Origin of the sequence: Nocardia sp. NPDC050793 (assembly GCF_040654065.1) — a bacterium.
In the GTDB taxonomy this organism is placed as follows: Bacteria; Actinomycetota; Actinomycetes; order Mycobacteriales; family Mycobacteriaceae; genus Nocardia.
In genome coordinates this window covers 288,923-313,140 of sequence record NZ_JBFAHG010000006.1, presented here as the reverse complement: position 1 = coordinate 313,140, position 24,218 = coordinate 288,923, and the positions used below count along the sequence as shown (strand labels likewise).

Annotated in this window: 29 protein-coding genes; 11 read left to right on the top strand and 18 right to left on the bottom strand. The window is 66.6% G+C overall.

What is annotated here, in order from left to right:
• Nucleotides 1–174: 174 nt before the first annotated feature.
• The 10 genes from AB0H50_RS22815 to rpsH form a co-directional block, all read right to left on the bottom strand.
• The gene (locus AB0H50_RS22815; RefSeq protein ID WP_357455971.1) at nucleotides 175–1,062 is read right to left on the bottom strand and encodes an LLM class flavin-dependent oxidoreductase; all 888 of its coding nucleotides are present in this window, start codon (nucleotides 1,060–1,062) and stop codon (nucleotides 175–177) included.
• Nucleotides 1,063–1,212: 150 nt separating this feature from the next.
• On the bottom strand, nucleotides 1,213–2,016 hold the full coding sequence (gene map, locus AB0H50_RS22810; RefSeq protein WP_357455969.1) for a type I methionyl aminopeptidase: 804 nt from the start codon (nucleotides 2,014–2,016) through the stop codon (nucleotides 1,213–1,215).
• Nucleotides 2,017–2,045: 29 nt separating this feature from the next.
• On the bottom strand, nucleotides 2,046–2,591 hold the full coding sequence (locus tag AB0H50_RS22805) for an adenylate kinase (protein ID WP_357455966.1): 546 nt from the start codon (nucleotides 2,589–2,591) through the stop codon (nucleotides 2,046–2,048).
• The gene (gene secY, locus AB0H50_RS22800) at nucleotides 2,588–3,910 is read right to left on the bottom strand and encodes a preprotein translocase subunit SecY (protein WP_357455963.1); all 1,323 of its coding nucleotides are present in this window, start codon (nucleotides 3,908–3,910) and stop codon (nucleotides 2,588–2,590) included. Before secY ends, AB0H50_RS22805 begins: the two co-directional genes overlap by 4 nt.
• Before the next feature lie 178 nt (nucleotides 3,911–4,088).
• Nucleotides 4,089–4,532: a 50S ribosomal protein L15 gene (rplO, locus tag AB0H50_RS22795; protein WP_067833562.1), complete on the bottom strand. Its 444-nt coding sequence runs from the start codon at nucleotides 4,530–4,532 to the stop codon at nucleotides 4,089–4,091.
• 1 nt (nucleotide 4,533) lies between these two features.
• Complete coding sequence (rpmD, locus tag AB0H50_RS22790) at nucleotides 4,534–4,713, bottom strand: 50S ribosomal protein L30 (RefSeq protein WP_014349110.1); 180 nt, start codon at nucleotides 4,711–4,713, stop codon at nucleotides 4,534–4,536.
• Nucleotides 4,713–5,372, bottom strand: a complete 660-nt coding sequence (gene rpsE, locus AB0H50_RS22785; RefSeq protein WP_357455960.1) for a 30S ribosomal protein S5 — start codon at nucleotides 5,370–5,372, stop codon at nucleotides 4,713–4,715. Before rpsE ends, rpmD begins: the two co-directional genes overlap by 1 nt.
• 31 nt (nucleotides 5,373–5,403) lie before the next feature.
• Nucleotides 5,404–5,811 carry a 50S ribosomal protein L18 gene (gene rplR, locus AB0H50_RS22780; RefSeq protein ID WP_357455957.1) on the bottom strand — a complete coding sequence of 136 codons (408 nt, stop codon included), beginning with the start codon at nucleotides 5,809–5,811 and terminating at the stop codon, nucleotides 5,404–5,406.
• Nucleotides 5,812–5,813: 2 nt separating this feature from the next.
• Nucleotides 5,814–6,353: a 50S ribosomal protein L6 gene (gene rplF, locus AB0H50_RS22775; RefSeq protein ID WP_357455954.1), complete on the bottom strand. Its 540-nt coding sequence runs from the start codon at nucleotides 6,351–6,353 to the stop codon at nucleotides 5,814–5,816.
• 14 nt (nucleotides 6,354–6,367) lie between these two features.
• Nucleotides 6,368–6,766, bottom strand: a complete 399-nt coding sequence (gene rpsH, locus AB0H50_RS22770) for a 30S ribosomal protein S8 (RefSeq protein ID WP_067785212.1) — start codon at nucleotides 6,764–6,766, stop codon at nucleotides 6,368–6,370.
• A 284-nt stretch (nucleotides 6,767–7,050) separates the two neighbouring features.
• On the opposite strand from rpsH, the gene AB0H50_RS22765 reads away from it, so the two are divergent.
• From AB0H50_RS22765 to AB0H50_RS22740, 6 genes are all read left to right on the top strand, one after another.
• Nucleotides 7,051–7,704 carry a Uma2 family endonuclease gene (locus tag AB0H50_RS22765; protein WP_357455951.1) on the top strand — a complete coding sequence of 218 codons (654 nt, stop codon included), beginning with the start codon at nucleotides 7,051–7,053 and terminating at the stop codon, nucleotides 7,702–7,704.
• Between the two features lie 566 nt (nucleotides 7,705–8,270).
• Nucleotides 8,271–8,783: a hypothetical protein gene (locus tag AB0H50_RS22760; RefSeq protein WP_357455948.1), complete on the top strand. Its 513-nt coding sequence runs from the start codon at nucleotides 8,271–8,273 to the stop codon at nucleotides 8,781–8,783.
• 1 nt (nucleotide 8,784) lies between these two features.
• A complete protein-coding gene (locus AB0H50_RS22755) occupies nucleotides 8,785–9,510 on the top strand; it encodes a hypothetical protein (RefSeq protein WP_357455945.1) in 726 nt (241 codons plus the stop codon).
• Entirely contained in the window at nucleotides 9,402–9,965 is a 564-nt protein-coding gene (locus AB0H50_RS22750) for an MAB_1171c family putative transporter (RefSeq protein ID WP_357455942.1), read from the top strand. Before AB0H50_RS22755 ends, AB0H50_RS22750 begins: the two co-directional genes overlap by 109 nt.
• Before the next feature lie 8 nt (nucleotides 9,966–9,973).
• Complete coding sequence (locus tag AB0H50_RS22745) at nucleotides 9,974–11,386, top strand: cytochrome P450 (RefSeq protein ID WP_357455939.1); 1,413 nt, start codon at nucleotides 9,974–9,976, stop codon at nucleotides 11,384–11,386.
• A gap of 529 nt (nucleotides 11,387–11,915) precedes the next feature.
• On the top strand, nucleotides 11,916–12,533 hold the full coding sequence (locus AB0H50_RS22740) for a Uma2 family endonuclease (RefSeq protein WP_357455936.1): 618 nt from the start codon (nucleotides 11,916–11,918) through the stop codon (nucleotides 12,531–12,533).
• A gap of 123 nt (nucleotides 12,534–12,656) precedes the next feature.
• On the opposite strand, the gene AB0H50_RS22735 is transcribed toward AB0H50_RS22740, so the two are convergent.
• From AB0H50_RS22735 to rplN, 4 genes are read right to left on the bottom strand one after another with little or no spacing between them, the layout of a single operon-like run.
• Nucleotides 12,657–12,842: a type Z 30S ribosomal protein S14 gene (locus tag AB0H50_RS22735; RefSeq protein WP_014981705.1), complete on the bottom strand. Its 186-nt coding sequence runs from the start codon at nucleotides 12,840–12,842 to the stop codon at nucleotides 12,657–12,659.
• Between the two features lie 4 nt (nucleotides 12,843–12,846).
• Nucleotides 12,847–13,410, bottom strand: coding sequence for a 50S ribosomal protein L5 (gene rplE, locus AB0H50_RS22730; RefSeq protein ID WP_357455933.1), 564 nt, complete (start codon nucleotides 13,408–13,410; stop codon nucleotides 12,847–12,849).
• Nucleotide 13,411: 1 nt separating this feature from the next.
• Complete coding sequence (gene rplX / locus AB0H50_RS22725) at nucleotides 13,412–13,729, bottom strand: 50S ribosomal protein L24 (protein WP_068056941.1); 318 nt, start codon at nucleotides 13,727–13,729, stop codon at nucleotides 13,412–13,414.
• A 1-nt stretch (nucleotide 13,730) separates the two neighbouring features.
• On the bottom strand, nucleotides 13,731–14,099 hold the full coding sequence (gene rplN, locus AB0H50_RS22720; RefSeq protein WP_054815839.1) for a 50S ribosomal protein L14: 369 nt from the start codon (nucleotides 14,097–14,099) through the stop codon (nucleotides 13,731–13,733).
• Between the two features lie 331 nt (nucleotides 14,100–14,430).
• Between rplN and AB0H50_RS22715 the strand changes: the two genes are divergently transcribed.
• Nucleotides 14,431–16,476: a M13 family metallopeptidase gene (locus AB0H50_RS22715; protein WP_357455930.1), complete on the top strand. Its 2,046-nt coding sequence runs from the start codon at nucleotides 14,431–14,433 to the stop codon at nucleotides 16,474–16,476.
• Nucleotides 16,477–16,501: 25 nt separating this feature from the next.
• Here AB0H50_RS22715 and AB0H50_RS22710 read toward each other — a convergent pair whose 3' ends face one another.
• Nucleotides 16,502–17,287 carry a TetR/AcrR family transcriptional regulator gene (locus tag AB0H50_RS22710; RefSeq protein ID WP_357455928.1) on the bottom strand — a complete coding sequence of 262 codons (786 nt, stop codon included), beginning with the start codon at nucleotides 17,285–17,287 and terminating at the stop codon, nucleotides 16,502–16,504.
• Between the two features lie 69 nt (nucleotides 17,288–17,356).
• Between AB0H50_RS22710 and AB0H50_RS22705 the strand changes: the two genes are divergently transcribed.
• The gene (locus AB0H50_RS22705; RefSeq protein WP_357455925.1) at nucleotides 17,357–18,796 is read left to right on the top strand and encodes an MFS transporter; all 1,440 of its coding nucleotides are present in this window, start codon (nucleotides 17,357–17,359) and stop codon (nucleotides 18,794–18,796) included.
• Between the two features lie 11 nt (nucleotides 18,797–18,807).
• Entirely contained in the window at nucleotides 18,808–19,188 is a 381-nt protein-coding gene (locus AB0H50_RS22700; protein WP_357455923.1) for a cupin, read from the top strand.
• On the opposite strand, the gene AB0H50_RS22695 is transcribed toward AB0H50_RS22700, so the two are convergent.
• Nucleotides 19,178–20,260, bottom strand: a complete 1,083-nt coding sequence (locus tag AB0H50_RS22695; RefSeq protein ID WP_357455920.1) for an MAB_1171c family putative transporter — start codon at nucleotides 20,258–20,260, stop codon at nucleotides 19,178–19,180. The genes AB0H50_RS22700 and AB0H50_RS22695 overlap by 11 nt on opposite strands.
• A 69-nt stretch (nucleotides 20,261–20,329) precedes the next feature.
• The gene (locus tag AB0H50_RS22690; protein ID WP_357455917.1) at nucleotides 20,330–20,506 is read right to left on the bottom strand and encodes a hypothetical protein; all 177 of its coding nucleotides are present in this window, start codon (nucleotides 20,504–20,506) and stop codon (nucleotides 20,330–20,332) included.
• An 89-nt stretch (nucleotides 20,507–20,595) separates the two neighbouring features.
• Here AB0H50_RS22690 and AB0H50_RS22685 point away from each other — a divergent pair, with 89 nt between their 5' ends.
• Together AB0H50_RS22685 and AB0H50_RS22680 are read left to right on the top strand one after the other, a co-directional pair.
• A complete protein-coding gene (locus AB0H50_RS22685) occupies nucleotides 20,596–21,576 on the top strand; it encodes an ABC transporter substrate-binding protein (RefSeq protein ID WP_357455914.1) in 981 nt (326 codons plus the stop codon).
• Between the two features lie 32 nt (nucleotides 21,577–21,608).
• Nucleotides 21,609–22,991: a SagB family peptide dehydrogenase gene (locus AB0H50_RS22680; RefSeq protein WP_357455911.1), complete on the top strand. Its 1,383-nt coding sequence runs from the start codon at nucleotides 21,609–21,611 to the stop codon at nucleotides 22,989–22,991.
• Here AB0H50_RS22680 and AB0H50_RS22675 read toward each other — a convergent pair.
• Entirely contained in the window at nucleotides 22,960–24,030 is a 1,071-nt protein-coding gene (locus tag AB0H50_RS22675) for an MAB_1171c family putative transporter (RefSeq protein ID WP_357455908.1), read from the bottom strand. The two genes, AB0H50_RS22680 and AB0H50_RS22675, sit on opposite strands and share 32 nt — an antisense overlap.
• Between the last annotated feature and the right edge of the window lie 188 nt (nucleotides 24,031–24,218).

The following is a 24,218-nucleotide window of genomic DNA, read 5'->3' as shown; positions in this document are numbered from 1 at the left end:
GTGTGCGCATGCGGTCCGGCTGCGGCTTCCGGCAACAAGATTCGAGTAGTTCGCTACTCGGGAACCAACCCTGGCACGGAACCTAATCTGACTGCATCGTCGGAAAGTTCACCACCGAGCCAGGGAGGTACCGAGAAGAACCGCCGAAATCCGCTGCACGGCCGAAGGTCTCGGCTAAGCGCACAGGGCGCGGGTGCAAGGAACGACGTCACCGATCCAGCGGCGAAGCTGGGTATCGTCGGGCGACTCAGGCCAGTACACGAAGGTGTCGAAGCCGGTCGTCGCGGCGAGATCGACCAAGATACGGGCCCAGCCCGCGGCGTCGGTGCGAATCGGGTCCTCGCCGCGCAGGCGCACCGGACCTGGCGCGTCGGTAATCGTCCCGACCAGCTGCGCCATGCGGGTGATGTCCGCCGGGGAACGTCCGGCGTCGACGGCGGACGCGGAGATAATGTCTTGTGCCCCTTGCCATTTCTCGTACGGCAGATAGTGCGGGATCGGCGCCGCCCAACCGTCGGCAATCCGCCCGGTCAGCGCGTTGGCCTTCGGGCCGACGCTGCCGAACCAGATCCCGACGGGATGCGCAGGCGCAGGGCCGGACTGCACGCCGTGCACGGAATAGTGCGTGCCGTCGACAGTGGCCTTCGCGTCGGGCCGCCACATCGCGCGGATGATCTCGGTAGCCTCCTCCAGCGCTCGCAGCGCTTCGGGATTCGTGCGTTCCTGGCCGCCCATCGCCTTGATGGCGGGCCAGAACGCGCCCGCACCGAGGGCGAGTTCGAACCGTCCGCCACTGAGCAGATCCAACGTCGCCGCCTGCTTGCCCAGCATTGCGGGGCCGCGCAGCGGAAGGCTCGCCACGTCCGGAAAGACCCGCAGTCGATCGGTGTCCGCCAGCACAGTGGCGATCAGCGCGAAAGTGTCGGCCAGCGCGCCGGAGTACGGGTGATCCTGGATGCCGAGCAGATCGAGCCCCTCCGCATCGGCGATCTTGGCCAGCTCCCGGATCCGGTGCAGTTCAGTCGCTTTGGGCGCGAGCTGAATTCCGAAACGCAACGTCACGACGTGCTCCTTGGCTGGACGATAGGGGCGGCTCGCCGAAAGCGAAACGGCGGCCCCCGATCCTATCGGGAGCCGCCGTAGGGGCGGCTCGCCGAAAGCGAAACGGCGGCCCCCGATCCTATCGGGAGCCGCCGTACGGAACTTTCGCCCTTACTCGGGGCGCACAGTGAGAATGCGCGGACCGTCCTCGGTGACCGCGACGGTGTGCTCCCAGTGGGCGGAGCGGCTGCCATCCAGGGTGACCACAGTCCAGTCGTCGTCGAGCACCTTGGTCTGGGTGGTGCCGAGCGTGAGCATGGGCTCGATGGCCAGCACCGAGCCGACCACCAGCTTCGGGCCCTTGCCGGGCGCGCCCTCGTTGGCCAGGAACGGGTCCATGTGCATCTCGCGGCCGATGGCGTGCCCGCCGTAACCGTCGACGATGCCGTAGGCCCGGCCGTGCAGTTCCTCCGCGGCCCGCGTGCCCAGCTCGATGGCGTGCGACACGTCGGTCAGCCGGTTGCCCGGCAGCATGGCCGCGATGCCCGCCTCCATGGAGAGGCGGGTGGCCTCGCTCAGCAGACGATCGGCCTCGATGATCTCGCCGACGCCGAAGGTCCACGCGGAGTCGCCGTGCCAGCCGTCCAGGATGGCGCCGCAGTCGATCGAGATCAGATCGCCCTCCGCGAGGATCTCCTCCACGGTCGGAATCCCGTGCACCACACGGTCGTTCACCGACGCGCAGATCGAGGCCGGGAAGCCGTGGTAGCCCTTGAAGGACGGCACCGCGCCGGCGTCGCGGATGGTCTGCTCGGCGACCTCGTCCAGTTCCAGGGTCGAGACCCCGGGCTTGGCGGCCGCGCGCACGGCGACCAGGGTGCGGCCTACCACCGCGCCTGCCGCCGCCATGGCGTCCAGCTCACCGGCGGTGCGGAACGGCACCACCTTCTTGCTTTTGTTGCGCCCGAAGACCATGGCGACTCAGCGTTTCCGAGACAAGGACATCAGTGTCCCAGCACGCGCAGCGCGCGGCCGTTGACCTCGTCCACCTCGCCGACGCCGTCCACCGTGACGACAAGGCCGTCGTAGTGCTGCAGCAGCGGCGCGGTCTCCTCGCGGTACACCCGGAGCCGGTTGCGGATCACGTCCTCGTTGTCGTCGGCGCGGCCACGCGCGAGCATCCGCTCGACCACGGTGTCCTCGGGCACGACGAAGCACAGGACAGCGTCCAGCTTCTTGTCCATGTCGCCGAGGATCTTCTCCAGTGCCTCGGCCTGGTCGATGGTGCGCGGGTAGCCGTCGAGCACGAAGCCGTTCACGGCGTCCGGCTCGTTGACGCGCGCCTCGACCATACGGTTGGTCACGTCGCTGGGCACCAGGTCGCCAGCGTCCATGTACTTCTGCGCTTCGCGACCCAGCGGAGTCTGCTGCCCGATGTTCGCGCGGAAAAGATCCCCTGTGGAGATGTGCGGGACGCCCAGCTTTTCCGACAGCAGGACGGCCTGGGTGCCTTTGCCGGCACCCGGCGGACCGAGCAATACAACTCTCACTTGAGGAACCCTTCGTAATTTCGATTCATCAGCTGGCTTTCGATCTGCTTCACGGTGTCCAAGCCGACGCTCACCATGATCAGCACCGCGGTACCGCCGAACGGGAGGTTCTGGACGCCACCGGTGTTGCCGATATCGAGGAAGAGGTTCGGCAGGACGGCCACCAGACCGAGGTAGATGGAGCCGGGCAGGGTGATGCGGCTCAGGACGAAGTTCAGATAGTCGGCCGTCGGCTTACCGGGACGATACCCCGGGATGAAGCCGCCGAACTTCTTCATCTCGTCCGCGCGCTCCTCCGGGTTGAAGGTGATCGCGACATAGAAGTAGGTGAAGAACACGATCAGGCCGAAGTAGATGGCGATGTACACCGGGTTGCCCGGGTTCACCAGGTACTTCTGGATGATCTCCTGCCACCAGCTCGGATCGGGCTCGTTCTGCGATCCGGTCAGCTGCGCGACCAGGTTCGGCAGGTAGAGCAGCGACGAGGCGAAGATCACCGGGATGACACCCGCCTGGTTGACCTTCAGCGGCAGATAGGTCGAGGAGCCGCCGTACATCTTGCGACCGACCACGCGCTTGGCGTACTGCACCGGAATGCGGCGCTGGCCCTGCTCGACGAAGATGACCGCGACGATGATGGCGAAGGCGGCGAGACACACCAGGCCGAAGACGAGGCCGCCGCGGCTGTCCAGGATGGCCTTGCCCTCGGTGGGGATGCGCGCGGCGATGCCCGCGAAGATCAGCAGGGACATGCCGTTGCCGATACCGCGCTCGGTGATCTGCTCGCCGAACCACATGACGAGCGCCGCGCCCGCGGTCATCACGAGCACGATGATGATCATGCCGAAGATGCTGGTGTCGGCGAGGATGTCTTGCTGGCAGCCCTGGAGCAGCTGACCACGCGCCGCGAGCGCGACCAGACCGGTCGCCTGCAGGATGGCCAACGCGATCGACAGGTACCGCGTGTACTGCGTCATCTTCGTCTGGCCTGCTTGGCCTTCTTTACGCAGTTCCTCGAACCGCGGGATGACGACGGTGAGCAGCTGAATGATGATGCTGGCGGTGATGTAGGGCATGATGCCGATCGCGAAGACCGACAACTGCAGCAGCGCACCACCGGAGAACAGGTTGATCAGCTGGTAGATGCCTGCGTTCTCACCGCCGGAGACCAGGTCGACACATTCCTGGACGGCCTTGTAGTCCACGCCGGGAGACGGCAACGCGGCACCGACACGGTACAGCGCGACCAACCCCAGCGTGAAGAGAATCTTCCGCCGTAAGTCCGGAGTCCGGAAGGCCGATACGAAGGCGGAAAGCACTGATCCTCCTGGCGCGAACGACATGGTCATGACATGGCAGTTTCAGCTTTGCCCGATTCCCTGGCGAACAGGGGGACGCCGAAAGCCATGACGTGGCTTGGCAGACAACAATTGAACTCTAACAGTGGCACCGGACGAGCTCTTCACTCGTCCGGTGCCACTGCTTGTCAGAGTACCGTCAGCCCAGCTCGGTGACAGTGCCACCGGCCGCGGTGATCTTCTCCTTGGCGGCGCCGGTCACCTTGTCGACGGTCACCTGGACCGCGACACCGATCTCGCCGTCGCCGAGAACCTTGACCAGCTGGTTCTTGCGCACCGCGCCCGCGGCGACCAGCTCGGCCTTGCCGATCTCGCCGCCCTGCGGGAACAGCTCGGCGATCTTGCCGACGTTCACGACCTGGTACTCGGTACGGAACCGGTTCGTGAAGCCCTTGAGCTTGGGCAGCCGCATGTGCAGCGGCATCTGCCCGCCCTCGAAGGCGGCGGGGACGTTCTTGCGCGCCTTGGTGCCCTTGGTACCACGGCCCGCGGTCTTGCCCTTGGAGCCCTCACCGCGACCAACGCGGGTCTTCTCGGTCTTGGCGCCCGGGGCGGGACGCAGGTGGTGCAACTTGATGGTCATGTCAGACCTCCTCAACTGTCACGAGGTGGCGCACGACGTTGATCAGCCCGCGGTTCTGGGCATTGTCCTCGCGGACCACGGACTTGCGGATACCGCGCAAGCCGAGGGTACGAAGGCTGTCCCGCTGATTCTGCTTGGCGCCGATCGAACTCTTGATCTGGGTCACCTTGAGATCTGCCATTACCTGGCACCTCCAGCCGCCTGAGCGCGCGCACGCAGCATGCCCGCAGGAGCGACGTCCTCGAGGGGCAGGCCACGCCGGGCCGCAACCTCTTCGGGGCGCTGCAGCATCTTGAGCGCCGCAACGGTCGCGTGCACGACGTTGATGGCGTTGTCGCTACCGAGCGACTTCGCCAGGATGTCATGAATGCCAGCGCATTCGAGCACGGCACGAGCCGCGCCACCGGCGATCACACCGGTACCGGGCGAAGCCGGACGCAGCATGACCACACCGGCCGCCGCCTCACCCTGAACCGGGTGGGTGATGGTCGAGCCGATCATCGGGACGCGGAAGAAGCCCTTGCGAGCCTCCTCGACACCCTTCTGGATGGCCGCGGGAACTTCCTTGGCCTTGCCGTAGCCGACGCCGACCAGACCGTTGCCGTCGCCGACGATCACCAGGGCGGTGAAGCTGAAGCGACGACCACCCTTCACGACCTTGGAGACGCGGTTGATCGCGACGACGCGCTCGAGCTGGTTCTTCTCGGCCGCTTGGTCCCGACGGTCGCCGCCACCGCGACGATCGCCGCCGCCGCGACGATCGCCGCGGCCGCCCTCGGGGTTGCTGCCATTCTGTCCGGCGGGTCCGTTTCCGCCGTCACGCCGCTGACGTCCCGGCATCAGACGTTCCTTCCGTTCGCAATCTTCATCATCAGAACTTCAACCCGCCTTCGCGAGCGGCATCGGCCAGAGCGGCGATGCGGCCGTGGTAGTCGTGGCCACCACGGTCGAACACGACGGCCTCGACACCGGCAGCCTTGGCGCGGGCGGCGAGCAGCTCGCCGACCTTCTTGCCCTTGGCGGTCTTGTCGCCTTCCACCGCGCGCACGTCGGCTTCGATCGAGGACGCGGCGGCGATGGTCTTGCCGAGCGAGTCGTCGATGAGCTGCGCGTGCAGGTGGCGCGAGGAGCGGTTGACCACCAGGCGCGGACGCTCGGTGGTGCCGGCGACCTTCTTGCGCAGGCGGAAGTGACGGCGCGTCTTCGACAGACGACGCTGGGTCGACACGTCCTTGCCCAGCGGGATGCGCTTGGCCTTCTGGTTTTCGGTTTGCGCCATGATCACTTACCCGTCTTTCCGACCTTGCGGCGAACGACCTCGCCTGCGTAGCGGATGCCCTTGCCCTTGTACGGGTCGGGCTTGCGCAGGCCGTGGATGACCGCCGAAATCTGGCCGACCTTCTGCTTGTCGATTCCGGACACGGAGAACTTGGTGGGCGATTCCACCGCGAAGGTGATGCCCTCGGGCGCCTCGACGGGCACCGGGTGGCTGTAGCCGAGCGCGAACTCGAGGTTCGAGCCCTTGGCCTGCACGCGGTAACCGACGCCGAAGATTTCCATCTTCTTCTCGTAGCCCTTGGTCACGCCCTCGATCATGTTCGAGATCAGCGTGCGGGTCAGGCCGTGCAGCGAGCGGTTGCGGCGCTCGTCGTTCGGGCGGACGACCTCGAGCTGGCCGTCGTCGCCGCGGGCGACGGTGATCGGCTCGGCGACCACGTGCGAGAGGGTGCCCTTGGGACCCTTCACCGACACGCTCTGGCCGTCGATGCTCACCTCGACACCGGACGGGATTGCGATGGGCTTCTTACCAATACGCGACATTGTCCTGACCTCCCTTACCAGACGTAAGCGAGGACTTCGCCGCCCACGCCGCTCTGTGCCGCCTGCTTGTCGGTCAGCAGACCCTGCGACGTGGAGATGATGGCCACGCCGAGTCCGCCCAGGACCTTGGGCAGGTTGGTGGATTTCGCGTACACACGCAGACCGGGCTTGGAAACGCGGCGCACGCCCGCGAGGCTGCGCTCACGGCTCGGGCCGTACTTGAGGTCGACGATGAGCGTCTTGCCCACCTGCGCGTCCTCGGTCCGGTAGTCGGCGATGTAGCCCTCACGCTTGAGGATCTCGGCGATGTTCGCCTTGAGCTTCGAGTGCGGAGCCTTCACCTGATCGTGGTACGCCGAGTTGGCGTTGCGCAGACGGGTCAGAAAGTCTGCGATCGGATCAGTCATGGTCATAGTTCGACCTCGACACCTTTCTCGCTGCGGTTCCCATACAGCACCCGCGCGCCCGGGAGCGCGCCAATGGTGGGCCTACAACAATTCGGCTGGTCCGGCCGGCAACTGCCGACCGGCGGGGTACGTATCGCCCGGATCGGTACACATGCGGACATGGAGGTGCCCAGGCAACCGCTCTAGTGTAGGCAATGGGCTGACCAGGACAAAATCGGGTCCCGGCGGGGGGCGGCCCGTCAATGCCCGCGACCAGCAAAAACCACCGACGGCCCGGCTACCATAGGTCCATGTCGGGTCCGCACATCGAACGGCCGGACCTCCCCGAGTATCTGACCTGGGAGGAGCTCGGACAACTTCCCGAGGAGATCGCCGAGCAGATCGAGCTATGGGAAGGGCGGGTCGTCTGGCTGCGTCGTGGACCCTCCGAGCACCAAACCTTTACGAACCTGCTGTGGAGTGCCCTCAGGCGCTGCGCGCAAGCGGATATGTCGAACCGAACAGAACGATGCTGGGGCGTCACCACCGAGACGAACGTCTTCCTCGGAGCCAGTGGCAAGTCGGATTTTCTGACGCCGGACTTCCTGGTGCATCGTTGCCTCGAACACGCTTACCAGGACATTCGCGCCACCGACACCCTGCTGGTCGGGGAAGTGCTGTCGCCATCGAACAGCCAGACGGACATGGACGCCAAACGGGCACGCTATGCGAAGGCAGGCATCCCTTGGTACTGGGAGGTCACCCTCGAACGCGAGACGAGCGCCATCGCGATGGTCCGCGCTTTTGCGCTGGAAACCACACATGGCCAGCTTCCACCGGGTGTCCACCCGCTCTACCCTGCCAATTACCTGCTGACCGGGAAGTGGGCTCCGAAGGACTCCGCAGCCATCGAAATCCAGTTCCCGTTCCCCATCCACATATCTTGGTCCGAACTCGAGTTCTGAACTCGCACAAGACCGAACGACGCGCGCGAGCGGCGTCGGCATGGCCGATTTCGACTCGACGCTGCGGTCGCGGCGACCGGTGCGTGTTGCCCAATCCTGCAATGCCACAACCTCTTCCGCGATCCACTATCTGCGCCACCCATCACCATGTACCTCGATCGCGAAGTCGGTAGACTCGCGGCAGTCCCAGATGCATTGGAGCTCAACGGAACTCAGGACGTAGTGAACTACGGGCCGAAGACAGTGCTCGACGACCACTTTTCGCGCCCGCGGACCGCAATCTCCAGGTGCCGAGGGACTGGGTTGTACCGCCGTCCGCTTCAAGGCGCCACAGTCGACGATGGGGTCAGCGCCGCGAGCAGGGGTAGGCATTCGAACGTGAGTGTCCAGCACAGCAAAGAGGTGTAGTACATGCCGGTCAGTGGGGGTTCTCTCCGGCCTCGTCGCTCTTCAGCCGAACAACTGTTCACGATATTCCACCCACACACAGAGCCTGAACTGAGCATTTCGGAGTCGGCGGCGCGTGCTGGTCAACCCGACGCTGACGCTGAACGTATGGCGGTGTGGTGGACCAGCTGACAGCCAAGTTCAGGGAGTTGGCCCGCGTCATAGAGATCCCTTACCCGTGGGATACGTCGGCATACGTAGCCCGTGTGGCCGAATACCGGGGGCGCCCGATCCACCTGTGCTCGATCGATCCCGATGCCTTGGCGGGAACAGGCTGCGGCACCGGGTCCGGTCTGTGGATCGCCCGCGAGCACGACGACGTGATCATGTACGGCGGCGAAACACCGTGGCACAACGACCAGATCATCGCTCACGAGATCGGGCACATGCTGCTCGGACACGGAATCGGCAAGGCAGACAACGCCGACGACGCCGGTGACCTCCCCCTGCGCGAACTGATGCCGTCGCTATCGGCCGAGGCGATCCGCAGCGTGCTGCGACGTGCCGACTACGGCAGCGATCGGGAGCACGACGCCGAAGCGTTCGCCGACCTGCTGATGGTCCACGCAATGCTGCCCCGTCGGCGCGCAAGTCGGATACGGTCGACCTTCTTTCGCGCACGGCATCGGTGAGATGACCTCCCCGATACCGGAATACCTCACCGTGCCCATGATCGTGGGCATCGCCCTGACCCTGATCGGTCGATGGTTGCTGCTGCGCGACACCATCGTCGACAGGCTGATCAACCGTGCGATCGCCACATCGCTGGTCGGCATGCTGCTGCGAGAATCATGGTTCGAGCAGGCCCTGACCTCGGCACTTCCCGGCGACGACGACACCGTGGTGAACCTCGCCCGCCAACTCTCCTTCGGCGCGATCCTGCTCATCGTGTCCAACATCTACGGCATCGCGAAGTTGTGGGACGGTGCAGACCCGGACAGCGCGTGGCGACGACAGCGCACCTACGACCTGATCGTCGCCACCGTCACCGTCGTCATCCTTGTCGCTGGAACACCGGCACGCCGCGCGAACCTACTGGTGGACCAGCTTCTCGGCTGGCCAACCGTCGTTCTCTGGATCTCCTTCTGCTTGCCCGTGGGTATCACCGCCGTACTCGTCGGCAGGATCTGCGTCCGAGAGATGCTGACCGGAGACATCACCCGCCAGGAGCGTGTGGTCTTCGTCGTCATCCTGTGCACCGCCGTCGCCTTGGGGCTCGACGCGAGCACCATCGTCATCGAGACGATCGGATGTGCGCTGACAGACCAGCCGGTCCTCGATCCCGAAATGCACCGCAAGGCCTTGTCCTTCGCCACCTCCACATTCTTCGCGCGGTCAGCGTCTCGGCGATCCCCCTGATCAGCACGCTCATCACGCGCCTCGGCCACGATCGCACCGGCCGTTACCTTCGCCGGCTGCAACCGCTGTGGACCGACCTGACCGCCGCCGTACCCGAGGTCGTACTCGCTACCACAGCCGACCGCAGGCCGCCTGACCCCGCAATCCGGCTCCACCGCATGACAATGGAGATCCGCGACAGCCTGCTGCACCTGCGCCGCTATGTCAGTCTCGATGATGCCGACTACCAGGATCCGCAGGTCTATACCCGCCGCATCGCCGAGGCCATCGTCGTGAAAACGGCCGGACGACCGCCGGTAGACAGCCCCGCGAAACCCAAGAACCGAGCGCAACCCGGCGTCCGGGACCTCAATGCCGAGCTTCACGAACTGCTCGCGCTCGCCCACGCATGGCCGCAAGTACGCGGTCTGATCACCACCCACGGCCAGCGGCGCGACACGTCGCAGGCCCGATAGGAGCTCCAATGGCCGTTCGCACGCCCTCGACCACCGAATCCCGACTTCCGCTTCCGCATCCGCGGTGGAGGTTGCCGGTGGTCGGCGATCTGCTCACCACCGACCCGATCAAGCCCACCCAGATGTCGATGCGTGATGCGCAGACGCTCGGGCCGATCTTCGAGCGCCGGATCATGGACTGGCCCATGATCGTTGTCTCCGGCGCCGACCTGATCGCCGAGATCAACGACGAGAAGAACTGGACCAAGCACGTCGGGGTGTTGTTCAAGAAGATCCGGCCCGTCGCCCGCGATGGCCTGTTCACCGCGTACAACAGCGAGCCGAACTGGCAGAAGGCCCACAACATCCTCGCCCCCTCCTTCACCAAGGAGGCCATGATCGGCTACCACGACACGATGAATGCGGTGGCCGGCGACCTGATCGCCTACTGGGCTTCGCGCCGGGGCCAGTGGGTCGACGTCGCGGAGGACATGAACCGCTTCACCCTCGAGGTCATCAGCAAGTGCGGATTCGACTTCACCTTCGACTCGTTCACCCGCGAGAAGACCCACCCGTTCGTGGCGACCATGTTGCGGGGACTGCGGTACATCAACAGCAACGCCAACCTCCCGCCGTTCATCCAGAAGACCATCGGCCGCCCCGCCGCCGTCCAGCACAAACGCGACATCGCCTACGTTCACCAAGTCGTCGACGAGATCATCGCTACCCGCAAGTCCAGCGGCACCGTCGGCGGGCACGGCGACCTGCTCGACCGCATGCTCACCGTCCCGGATCCCGAGACCGGCGAGAAGCTCGATGACCTCAACATCCGCAACCAGATCCTGACTTTCCTCGTGGCTGGCCACGAGACCAGCGCGGGCGTGCTCGCCTTCGCGCTCTACGAGATCGCACGCAATCCCGAGATCGCCGCGAAGGCACGCAAGGAGCTGGCTGAGCGATTCCCGGGCCGGACCCACCCGACGATCGCGTTCGACGACGTCGCGAAACTGCGGTACATCCGGCGCATTGTCGACGAGACGCTGCGGCTGTGGCCGATCGCGCCGGGATACTTCCGGGAGGCTCGTCACGATGTAGTGATCGGCGACGGCCGCTACCACTTCAAGGCCGGTGAGTGGGTTCTGGTCCTGACACTCCAGGCCCACCGAGATAAGGCGGTGTGGGGCGAGGACGCCGAGGAATTCGACCCGGACCGCTGGCTACCCGGCCGCCAGCGCGACCAGCGCGCCTACAAACCCTTCGGCACCGGATTACGCGCCTGCATCGGCCGCCAGTTCGCCTACCACGAAGTGATGCTCGCCTTGGCACACCTCCTGCACGCATTCGACTTCGAGCACGACCCCGGCTACAAGCTCGACATCAAGGAGCAGATCACCCTCAAACCTTCGGGATTCAAGCTGCTGGTGTCGCCCCGCACCATCTGAGAGCCCAAGCACGCGGACGACGCATGGACACCATGCATTTCCAGTTCGCCGGCGATCGCCTCGCTCCGGATGGCCGGTTCGTGGGCGCCGAAGGACTCCGACGCGATCGCTACGAACTTCCCGTTTCCGATCCACATCCCGTGGTCCGAATTCGAATTCTGATCGGGCGCTCCGCAAGTCGAATATTCGAGGGCCCGGTCTCGCTCGGAGTCCGTGTTCAGTATTCCGTGCGCGGTCGCCGCGTGTGCCTACACGAAATGGCGCACTGCGGCGAGCTGCCGGGCGCGCACAAGGGCCCTGCGCTATGTGTGCGCTCACCACATGGCACAAGCGGAGGCGGAGACACTCCTATCGGGTGGGACGGCGGGGCACCGGGCGGTTCAGGTTCTGATGTCCGCATGTCATCCTCCGGGCTGGCGAGGCGTCGTTCGAATACGTGGCGCCTACCGCGCCCGCTCACAGGAGCAGCTCCCCTCGACGTACATGCATCGGGGCGGGTGAGCGACCTGCCGTAGGTAGGGTGAGGATCATGTCGACACCGCAGAACGAGCCACCTCGCCTCGTCGCCGTGGAGGAGTTTCTCGCGGGACAACCCGACTCCTTCGGCGAGATCCATGACGGTGTGATGATCACGGCCATGGCGCAGTCTCCTGAACACGATCTCGTCATCAGGAGACTGGCTTCAGCGGTCGAATACGCTATCGATCCGCAAGGCCCCTGCCGAGAGGTGCACAGCGACACTCCGATGCGTCTGGCCGACGCCGATCTCGTCGACCCGCTTCGGCGGTTGCGGGTCAGGTATCCGGATCTGGTCCTGCGCGATTGCACGGATGGCCCGTATGACGTCCAATTCGTCGCCCGACAGACGCTTCTGGTCGTCGAGGTCACTTCGGAGGACACCGTCGACACCGATATCGGCATCAAGCGTGAGTTGTATGCGCGGGAGGGCATTCCCGTCTACCTGATCGTGCACTTCGCCAAGGATTGGCAGCAGATCACCGAGATCGAGGAATGCCGACTCGACTGGTCGGGACGACGCTACATCACGCGGCACACCCACACCGATGCGCTGGTTCTCACCGAACCGGTGACTTTGGCGGTCACCTTCGCGGAATTGCAGAGTCGGCTACCGCGGCGTATGTACTGAGTTCGGCTGGGAAACCATCACGCTATCGCCGACCGTGAACGTGCACGAGGGCACGGACTCGCTGAAAGTCCGTGCCCTCGTGCGTTGTTCAGTTATGCGTGCGCGCTCACCAGGAGCGCGAGCTCACCAGGAGCTCTTGTGCACGCCCGGCAGCTCGCCGCGGTGCGCCATTTCGCGCAGGCACACGCGGCACAGGCCGAACTTGCGGTAGACAGCGTGCGGGCGGCCGCAGCGCTGGCAGCGGGTGTAGGCGCGCACCGCGAACTTCGGCTTGGCGTTGGCCTTGTTGACCAGTGCTTTCTTAGCCATGTGTTCAGTTCTCCTTGAACGGGAAGCCGAGGTGCTTCAGCAGGGCACGGCCTTCTTCGTTGTTGGTCGCGGTGGTCACCACGGTGATGTCCATACCGCGCGGGCGGTCGATCTTGTCCACATCGATCTCGTGGAACATCGACTGCTCGCTCAGGCCGAACGTGTAGTTGCCGTTGCCGTCGAACTGCTTCGGCGACAGGCCGCGGAAGTCGCGGATACGGGGCAGCGCGATGGAGACCAGGCGGTCCAGGAACTCCCACATGCGGTCGCCGCGCAGGGTGACCTTCGCACCGATCGGCATGCCCTCACGCAGCTTGAACTGCGCGATGGACTTGGTCGCCTTGCGGATCTGCGGCTTCTGACCGGTGATCAGGGCCAGGTCCTCGACGGCACCGTTGATCAGCTTGGCGTCACGGGCGGCGTCGCCGACACCCATGTTCACGACGACCTTGACCACGCCAGGGATCTGCATCACGTTGGCGTAGTTGAACTCGCTGTTCAGCGCGTCCTTGATCTCGGCGCGGTAGCGCTGCTTCAGGCGCGGCTGGGTCTGCTCAGAAGTGGTCATGTCAGATGTCCTTCCCGTTCTTACGGGAGATCCGGACCCGCTTGCCGCTCTCCTCGTCGGTCCGGTAGCCGATACGGGTCGGCTTGCCATCGGAGTCGACGACCATCACGTTCGACACGTGGATGGGGGCTTCCTGGGTCACGATGCCGCCCGAGGAGGCGCCGCGCTGGTTGGCGGAGTTCGCGACGTGCTTCTTGATCCGGTTCACGCCCTCGACGAGGACCTTGTTGGTCGCCGGGTAGGCCTGGATGACCTTGCCCTTGGCGCCCTTGTCCTTGCCCGAGATGACGAGCACGGTGTCGCCCTTGTGCACCTTCATGTCAGAGCACCTCCGGAGCCAGCGAGACGATCTTCATGAACCTCTTGTCGCGCAGCTCGCGGCCGACCGGGCCGAAGATACGGGTGCCGCGCGGGTCGTTGTCCGCCTTGATGAGCACGGCGGCGTTCTCGTCGAACTTGATGTAGGAACCGTCCGGACGGCGGCGCTCCTTCACGGTGCGCACCACGACGGCCTTCACCACGTCACCACGCTTGACGTTGCCGCCGGGGATGGCGTCCTTCACGGTGGCGACGATGATGTCGCCGATACCGGCATAGCGACGCGACGAACCGCCGAGAACGCGGATGCAGAGGATTTCCTTCGCACCCGTGTTGTCGGCGACGCGCAGTCGCGACTCCTGCTGAATCACTTCAGCCTCCTTGACCTGGACGTATACGCACGCCGGATTGCCGACCCGACGGGCATGGTCGTGTCACCACCCGAACGCGCGCCTGCCAGCGGTTTCGTATGGTCTGAGCAAGAACTCGAGAGCCAACCACTGGGGGTTCGCGGCCAGGACGCGGGCACAGCTCCCGCAGGCAACCGGTCTAGTGTATGGGAATCCCCAGGTCGTTCCCAAATCGGGGACGTCGACCCAGGAATCCGTGCCCGGACCCCTCCGCGCCGGTAGCCTCGGCGCGAACGAACGTCGCCATCGATCACAACGTGCGGGCGTGGACCGCATCGGGGAGAGGATTCACGTGACATCAACCGGTCGTCGGGTCCAGCTGGACCGCCGCGCCTTCTTGATCGCACTCGGCGTCGCCGCTCCCGCCGCGGCGCTGCTGTCCTCCTGCACGAGCGACGGCGACGCCAGCACCGTGCGGCTGACCGGCGTCGACATGGGCGGGGCCGACCAGCTCGTCCGCCCGCAGGACGATCTGTACCGGCACGTCAACGGCGCCTGGCTGCGCGACTACCAGCTACCGCCGGACAAGTCCGAGGTCGGCGCGATCAGCGAGGCGATCGATCGCACCACCGAGCAGCTGCGGGCCATCATCGAGGGCATCGAGGACCCGAAGCCCGGCTCCGAGGCGCAGCAGATCCGCGATCTGTACGACGCCAGGCTGGACCTGGAGGAGATCGAGCGGCTCGGCATGAGCCCGCTGGCCGACCTGTTCGCGAAGATCGACGGCGCGGCCACCAAGGGCGATCTGGCCAAGGTGATGGCCGAGCTGCCGATCGGCGGCCTCATCGGCCTCGGCATCAACATCGATCGCAAGAACTCCAACGCCTACATCCCCTCGATCGGGCAGTCCGGCCTGATGCTCGGCGAGCAGGAGTACCGCAAGCCCGAGTTCGCCGCCCGGATCGCGGGCTACAAGGTCTACCTGGAGAAAATGGCCGCGGGCGCGGGGTTCCCCGATCCGGCGGGGCTGGCTCAGCGGGTGCTCGACCTCGAGACCAGGATCGCGGCGGCGCATTGGGACCGCGTTCGCTCGCGCGACACCGACGCCACCTACAACCTGATGAGCTGGAACGAAGTGAAGGCTCTCGCACCGCAATTCGAGTGGGATCAGTGGCTGGCGGGCAACACCGACCGGCCGCGATCGCTGTTCGAGAAGATCGTGGTCGGCCAGCCGTCGTTCGTCACCGCGGCCGGGCAGCTGTGGGCGGAGGTGGATATCGCGCAGTGGCGGGAGTACCTGCGCGTGCACGTCACCAACGCCTACGCCCGCTTCCTGCCCAAGGCCATCGCCGATGCGCGGTTCGACTTCGTCGGCAAGGTGCTCGGCGGCCTGGAGGAGCGCCCTGAGCTGTGGAAATCGGCGGTCGGCGTGGTCGACGACAATCTCGGCGAGCAGCTCGGCAAGCTGTACGTGGACGAGCACTTCCCGCCGGAGGCCAAGCAGCGCGCGCAGGAGATGATCGCCGACCTGATGACCGCCTACCGGGCGAACTTCACCAATTCGTCCTGGATGTCGCAGCCCACCCGCGAGGCCTCGCTCGCCAAGCTGGCCAAGATCAACGTCAAGATCGGTTACCCGGACAAGTGGGTCGACTATTCCGGGCTGACGATCACCAGGGGCAAGCTGATCGAATCCCTGCGCGCGGTCAACGCTTTCGAGGTGAAGCGGGCCTTCGACCGGCTCGGTACCCCGGTCGACAAATCCGAGTGGGCGATGTCGCCGCAGACGGTGAACGCCTACTACTCCCCCACCAACAACGAGATCGCCTTCCCCGCCGCGTATTTGCAGCCGCCGTACTTCGACAAAGACGCGACCACCGCGGTCAACTACGGCGCGGTCGGCGCCACCATCGGCCACGAGATCGGCCACGGCTTCGACGACCAGGGCGCCAAGTACGACGGCGACGGCAATCGCCGCGACTGGTGGACCCCGGAGGATCTGGCCGCGTTCAAGGCCAAGACCGATCAGGTCATCGCGCAGTTCGACGGCTTGGTGCCCGAAGGCCTCGACCCCAAGTACAAGGTGGACGGCAAGCTGACGGTCGGCGAGAACCTGGCCGACCTGCGCGGCCTGCAGATCGCGCTGGCGGCCTACCGGATAGCCGCCGAACGCGAGGAAATCACACCCGATTACCGCGAGATGTTCTTCTCGCACGCCCGCACCTGGCGGGAGAAGCAGACGGAAGAGTCCGCCATCTCGCGACTCCAGGACACCCACGCCCCCAACGAGTTCCGCTGCAACCAGGTGGTGCGCAATATCGCGGAGTTCTACACCACCTTCGAGGTGAAGGAAGGCGACGAGCTGTTCCTGCCGCCGGAGCAGCGGGTCAGCCTCTAGGTTTGCGCGAGCATCCGGCCGAAGATCACCTTCGGTCGGATCGCTGCGCGAGTAGTCCGTCGACAAGGGCGCGCAGACCATCGGCGTAATTGTCGGCGGTGGTGAGGGCGGTCCACCGGGGCCCGAGTTCGGCCAGGCGCGGCAGCGTTTCGGGGTCGAGGTCGGCGAAGACCTGGTCACGGTAGCTGGGCCGCTCGTCGGCGGCGCGGCGAACGGCGTTGCCGCGTATCAGGATTTCGCCCGCGGTGTAGTGCCAGATGGCGCGGTACGCGTGTGCGGCGCGGTCGAGGGTGAGACCGGCGGCGACGGCCGCGTCGATGATGTTCTCACTGACCCACAGGGCGGACAGCCCGAACAGATCGCCCTCGGTGAGCACCTCGACAATCCACGGCCTGGCGGCCAGCACGTCGTGCATCGCGGTGGCGGCGACGAGGATTCGCTGTTTCGGATCGTCCGGCAGGTCCGGCCAGGCGACCTGGTCGGCGTAGTCGTCGAGCAGCACGCGCAGCAGGTCTTCTTTGTCGCGCACATGGTGGTAGAGCGCCATCGGCGTGCAGCCGAGTTCGGTGGCCAGCCTGCGCATCGTCAGCTTCTCGACGCCCTCGGCATCGAGCACCGCCTGCGCGGCCGTGACGATCTCCGCGCGGGATATGCGCGCGGGCCTGCCGGTGCGGCGCTCCGACGGCGCGCGCTCACCGGATCTCGCACGCTCGCCCGGCGGTTCATGGTCGGCCGCCTGCGCACCGGCTGGCTTACGGCGCGCCGGTGCGGTGCGCTCACCCGGCTTACGCTGCGACGACGAAGGGGGCATGGGCCCCATCTTCGCGTACGGCGGGACGAAGGTGTGGACAAGGGTCTGCCGCGCGGTTAGTTTTTATACATGTATAAAAACTGGAGCCGAGGACCTGGCGTTGCGTTGACGGCGGTGGCCGTCGCGCAGTTCATGGTCGCGTTGGACATGGCGGTGGTGAATGTGGCGCTGCCCGCGATTCGCGCGGATCTCGGGTTCGCGCCCCTCGATCTGGCCTGGGTGGTGCACGTCTACGCGCTCACGTTCGGCGGATTCCTGCTGCTCGGCGGTAAGGCCGCGGATGTGTTCGGGCGGCGCAGGCTGTTCCTCGGCGGGCTCGTCGTCTTCGGAATCGCCTCGCTGGCAGGCGGATTGGCGCAGGCGCCGTGGGAGCTGGTCGCGGCGCGGGCGATTCAGGGAGTCGCCGCCGCGGCCGTCGCGCCCGCCGCGCTGGCGACGCTCACCACCACCTTCGCCGAGGGGCCTGCACGGGTTCGAGCGCTCGGGGTGTGGGGTGCGGTGAACGCGGCGGGCGGCGCGATGGGCGTGCTGGTCGGTGGACTGCTCACCGAGTACCTGAGCTGGCGCTGGGTGATGTTGATCAACGCGCCGATCGTGGTGGTCGCGTTGGTCGCGGTGCTGGCGGGCGTCGCCGCCGATACACCCGGCGGCGCGGCGCGACGGCTGGACATTGTGGGCGCGGTGCTGGCCACCGGCGGCGTCGGCCTGCTGGTGATCGGGGTGATCCGCACCGAGCGGTACGGCTGGCTCTCGTCGGCTACCGGGGTGACGCTGGCCGCCGCGGCGGTGACGATCGCGGCGTTCGTCGCGTGGGAGAGGCGCGCCGCGGACCCGTTGCTTCGCCTCGGGTTGTTCCGCAGCCGTTGGGTGACGGGCGCGAATATCTTCGTATTTCTCGCCGCCGCAGCGCAATTCGCAGCCTTCTACCTGACGTCACTGTATTTGCAGCAGGTGCTCGGCATGAGCGCGGGCGCGGCGGGTGCGGCGTTCGTGCCGTTCTCCCTCGCGGTCATTGCGGGCACGGTGGCGGCCACCAAGCTCGGGGCGCGGCGCTCGCCGCGCGGGCCGCTGATCGGTGGTGGAGCGGTCGCCGCACTCGGGATCGGTTGGTTCGCTCTGATCAGTCCGGACGGCGGGTTCCTCGCCGACGTGCTCGGCCCGTCGCTGGTGGGCGGGTTCGGGCTGGGACTGTGCCTCGCGCCGGTCGCGACCGCCGCGACGATGGGCGTCGCGGGCGCCGAAGCCGGAATGGCGTCGGGAGTCTTCAACAGCGCCAGGCAACTCGGCGGCAGCGTCGGCGTCGCCGCCCTGGCCACCCTCGCCGCCGCCCGCACCGGCGAGCGGATGAATCCGGTGGGCCTCAACGACGGCTACGCGCTCGGCTTGGCCGTTGCCGCACTGCTCTTCGTCGCGGCGGCGGTTGTCGCGGCCATCGTACTGCCCGCCGCCCGGCGTCCTATCGATTCGAAACAACCACTGCTGGAAGAAGTTTCCGCAGTCAACCGATGAAAGGAAACACAATGAACTCTATCGATCTGTTCAGTCGCGCCCTGCAGTTCCGCCCGGACGGCAACGTCGAGACCGGCCCGCGCCGCATGGCCGACGACTCCGGCGGCTGGCAGCTGGCCGCATTCCACGTCGAAACCGACGCCGACGTGCACGCCGACCACTGGGAGATCCACCCGTCCAGCGAGGAAGCCGTCTGCTGCCTCTCCGGCGGATTCCGCCTCTACCTGCGTCCCGAGCGCGCAGGAGATCCCGAAACCGTGGTGGCCCTGCGCGCGGGAAGCGCCTATGTCGTCCCCCGAAACCGTTGGCACCGTCTCGAACTCGACGAGCCCTCGGACATCGTGTCCATCGGCCTCCGCGCCGAGACGCGCCAGGAACCGGTCACACCCTGAGGCTCTCCTTCGGCCACGCCTTGGCGAGCCGGAGCAGATCGCGCAGACCCGTGGCGCGGTCGTCGGTCCCGAGTGTTTGTACCGCGCCCGCGGGCCTGCCGTCGGGTGGGCGTGGTGGTTCTCCGGTGGCCTTCGCCCGTGCCGCGTGCGCGATTCGCCTCGCGTAGTCCTCCACGCCTGGCTCGTCCGACGGCGCGGGCTCGTATGGCCGCAGGTGCAGCAGTGCGTCCTGGATCTCGACCGTCATCCGGTACAACCGCATCATCGGCTCGTCGCGGTGCGAATCATCCTGGAGCAAGACTATTTCCGGGACGGCGGTGGTGAGATCGCGCCACAGAGGATGCAATCGCCTGCACGCGCGGCCGTTCCGATCGAAGCCGCTGCGTACCAGCACGGCGTTGAGCAGCGGGATCGCGATCAACGCGGTCAGCACGGCAAGCATTACGAAATTCGCTACAGCCCAGGGCAAACCGGGCTCCATAGAGGACATCCCGCGAGCCACATTGATCGTCCCGACCGCGGAAGCGAGGCAGCAATACAGCCCGACCGCGAGCAGCGCGGAGTAGGCCCAACGCTCCCGTGACGTGGGGTCGGGTGTGCGCAGTTCTCGCACACAAGCGCGAGCGATCAGCGCTCCGCACAGGGAGCCGACGAAACTACCCGCCGTCCAGATGACTCTGTTCTGGACGGCGGGGCTGCCGAGCGGCAACCCGAGCAGGTCGACCAGGACGGGTCCGAACAGGACGAGTGTTCCCGTCGCGGCGCCGATCCTGTTGTACCGGCGTTGCCGTGCGCGCAGAACGGCCGGATCCATACCGTCCAGCAGCCGCGCGAGGCCATATACGTTGGCCAAGGCCATCGCACCGAAACCGAGAAACAACCGATCGGCGAGTTCAGGCATACCGCGGACGCTCGCCGCCTGGTACAGCACGATCCCAGCCAGATCCCAGCTCAGGGTCGAATTGATCAGCCGGTCGGTCAGCAACTCGTTCACCAGGAACCAACGCCCCACGACGATCGCGGCGATGAACACGGCCACCGACACCACGCCCGCGACCGGCAGAGTACTCACGCCGAGCACACTATCGGCCTCTGCACCGACGGACGTCGGTAACGGGTCACCCCCGGAGGCGTCCGTCCGCTAGCGGACCAGGTCGGCGAATCCGATCTCGCCGAGCACCACGTGCTCCAACTCGAGAGAGCCTTCCCGGTGCAACCGGTGCAGGCGATACTCTCCCGCGTGCGCATCCAGGCGGAACTCGCGCACTTCCTCGATCTCGTAGCGACGGCGTTCGGGGATTCGACCGGGGGCCCTCACCGGATATGGATAGGTTAGGCTTGGCTGACTTAATCTGCTGGCTCGGAAAGGGCCGATCGAGGAGTTCCTCGATGAAGGAGGGTTCAACGATGAGGTCTGTTCGGGCGTCCCGCGGTTGGGCGCGGGCGGCGGTGGCCGTGCTGGCCGGCGCCATGGCCCTCGGCGTCACCGCCTGCGGATCGTCGAGCGACGCGGCGAGCGGCGACGGCGAGTCCATCACCGTCAGCCACGTCAGGGGCGAGACCACCATCACCGGTGTCCCGAAGAAGATCGTCGTGCTCGGAAACCAGTGGCTCGACACCAGCATCGCGCTGGGCGTGACGCCCGCCGCCTACATCGACAACGTCGCCGTGCTCGGCAAGGGCGCGCCGCCATGGCAGCCCAAGATCGGCGAGACCGCGAAACCGCTGAGCACCACCGGCAACCTGGCCGAACAGGTCGCCGCGCTGGAACCGGACCTGATCCTGGCCGACTCCTTCATCGCCGACCAGAAGAACTACGACGAGTTCTCCAAGGTCGCGCCGACCCTGCCCGGCCTGAGCAAGGAGATCATCACGCCCTGGCAGGATTTGGTGACCACGCTCGGCAAGGTGCTGCACAAGCAGGACGAGGCGACAAAGCTCATCGCGGGCGTGAACGACAAGATCGCGGGCCTCACCACCGCGAATCCGGGCCTGAAGGGCAAGACCTTCGCCAGTACCTGGCTGGCCAGCATGACCCAGCTGATGGTGCTCAACGACCCGAACGACGGTTCTGCCAAGGTGTTCGCCCAGCTCGGCCTCGGCATTCCGAAGAACCTCGTCGACCTGCCCGCCAACCAGGGCCGCGTCGCGCTGTCGCCGGAGCGCATCAACGAGCTCACCGCCGACCTGCTGCTCGCCGGTTACTCGGCGGGAATGGACGAAAAGTGGCGCCAGCTGCCCGGTTACGCCGAGCTGCCCGCGGCGAAGAAGGACGCGGTCGTCTTCCTCACCACACAGGAGATCACCGCGGTCAACCAGCCGACCGTGCTGTCCATCCCGTTCATCCTGGACAAGTTGTCGCCCGCGCTGGCCAACATCGCGAAGTAACCGAAAACGCAAGAAGCAAGAGGAGTTTCCCGGTGCCCGCCGTCACCTATCCCGACCAGACCCGGTTCGCCCTACGCGACGGCGTCACCTGCGTCACCGTGCCGACGGGTGCGGTGCTGCTGAATCCGCCGAACAACCAGAAACTCACCGGCCTCGGCGCGGCCCAGGTGCAAGCGCTGAAGACGCTGAACCAGGGCCCGTCGACGCTCGGCGAGATGGCTGGTCAGAACGGCGGCGACGGGGTCGGCGAGCTGGTGGAGCAGCTGACCGACGGCGGCTGGCTGTCGGTCACCGTGCGCGACGGCGGGCGCGATCTCTACACCATCCGGCCATTCGCCAATCCGCCCGCCCGCCCGACGAACGCGCTGCCGTGGTCGGCGACCCTGTCGAAATTCGCGGTGCTGCACCGCGACTCGCAGGGCTTCGTGCTGGAGCATCCGCTGGCCTGGTGTGATCTGCGCATCCACGACCCGCGCCTGCTCGGCCTGCTGGACGGCCCCGGCGCGGCCGACTCCACCCTGCCCATCGCAATCAAGTCCCAGCTCGCCGCCGACCTGCACTGGTGCGGCTTCCTGGTCGCCGATCCGGCCACCGAGGAACGCGAGTTCACGACCCGCAGCTGGAGCGCGCCCGACCTGTGGTTCCACCGCCGCAGCACGCTCGGTCCGCGCACCATCACCTGGGAGCATTTCGGCCCCACCAAGTGGGGCAAGCCGTCCTTCCCGCAACCGCCCGCGCGCAAGCCGAACTACCCCGGCGCGGCGGTCCCGCTGGCGAAGCCGGACCTGGACAAGCTGCGCATCGCCGACCCCAGCCTCACCGACGTGCTCGAAGACCGCGTCTCGTGCCGCGATTTCGACGACGCCGCGCCGATGACCGTCGACCAGCTCGCCGAGTTGCTGTACCGCACCGCCCGCACCCGCTCGGTCCGCCAGGTCGCCGAGGGCGAGGAGCTCACGTCGCGCCCGTATCCGTCGGGCGGCAGCGTGTACGAGCTGGAGCTGTACCCGATCGTGCGCAACGTAGCGGGTCTGGAACCCGGGATGTACCACTACGATTCGTTCGATCACGTGCTGCGTCCGGTCGCCCCCGCCGACTCGCCCGCCGTACAGAAGCTGATCCGCTCCACCTCGGCCACGCTGGTCGACGGCGGCGAACCGCAGCTGGTGCTGCTGATGGCCGCGCGCTCCGGGCGGGTGATGTGGACCTACGAGCAGGTCGCCTACGCGAGCATTCTCAAGCACGTGGGCGTGCTCATGCAGACGGTGTATCTCGCGGCCACCGCGATGGGTCTCGGCGCGTGCGCTCAGGGCTTCAGCGACACCGCCGCGTTCGTCTCCGCCGCAGGCGTGAACGAACTCGAGGAATGCAACGTCGGCAGCATCATCGTCGGCTCGCCCGCGCGGGCTGGCTGAGCGCGCCCGGCCAGGCCCTGGCCAACTCGAGCAGGTGTAGGAGTTCCGCGTTCAGGTCCTGGCCCGCATACCGGTTCTCCCTGGCCGCCCGGCCTGCCGACGGCGTGGCTCCGGCTGCCTTGGCGTCGACGGCTTGCGCGATCTGCCGCGCGTAGGCCGCGATGCTCGGCTCGCCGGAGTTGTCCAGCGGCATGTACATCCGCAGGTGCTGCAGCGCGTCCCTGGTCTCGACGACCATGCGATAGAGACGCGAGTCCGGTTCGGTGGTCCGCCCGGCCGGTGGGCGCAGCACGACTTCCGGAACGGCGGTCGTGAGGTCCCGCCACAGGGGGTGCAAGGTGCGTAGTTCTCGCCCGGTGCGGTCGAGGCCGCTGTGCGCGCCCGCGGCCCGAACCAGCGGCACGGCCGTGAGCAATGTGACGAACAGGTAGACCAGGCACGAGGTCACGGTCCACTGGGTGGGATAGGTGACGCCGCGCAGAATCGATGTGGCCGTTGCGAAAAGGGCGGCGGCGCACCAGTAGGCGGCGGTCACCAGCAGCGCCGAGTAAGCAATCCGTTCCCGCAGCGAACGCGCGCGCGGCATTTCGCGCAGGCACGCGCGCATAGTGCGCACCCCCGCGGCGGCCATCGGCACCTGGAAGACCGCGACCCAGAGCAGGGTCCGCCACCAATTCGCAGGCGAGGCGAGACCGTCGCCGAGCAACAGCAACACCGCGCCGCTCACCGCGAACGCGTCGTAGGCCCACTGCCTGCGACGGGCCGCCGCGGGGTCGGCGCCGTCGAACAGCTCGGCCAAGCCGTACACGCTGGCCAACGCCAGCACACCGCAGACGAGGAAGACCCGGCTCGGGTAGCCGTCGGAGCCCAGGTCGGTGTCCCACAGCGCGGCGAATACGCACACCGCGCTGAAACTCAACGCCCGGTTGATGAGTCCGTCGGCGGGGGTTTCGTTCACCAGCAGCCAGCGGCCGACCGTGACCGCGACCTGTAGCACGAACACCGGGACCATCAGCCACATCGGCGCCGCGCCACTCACGCCGGACACCCCACCGGGACGCAAGCCGCCACAGTTCGCGCGGTCACGACAGCTCCACCCTGGCGCGGGCGGCCGGTCTGGGCGCGAGGTTCGAGACGACGGTCGGGGCGGAGTACATCGCTCCCGACGCTATCGGTCGTTTCCCATGTAGCGACAGACGCCCCGGTCGGCCGATCGGAGACCGGCCG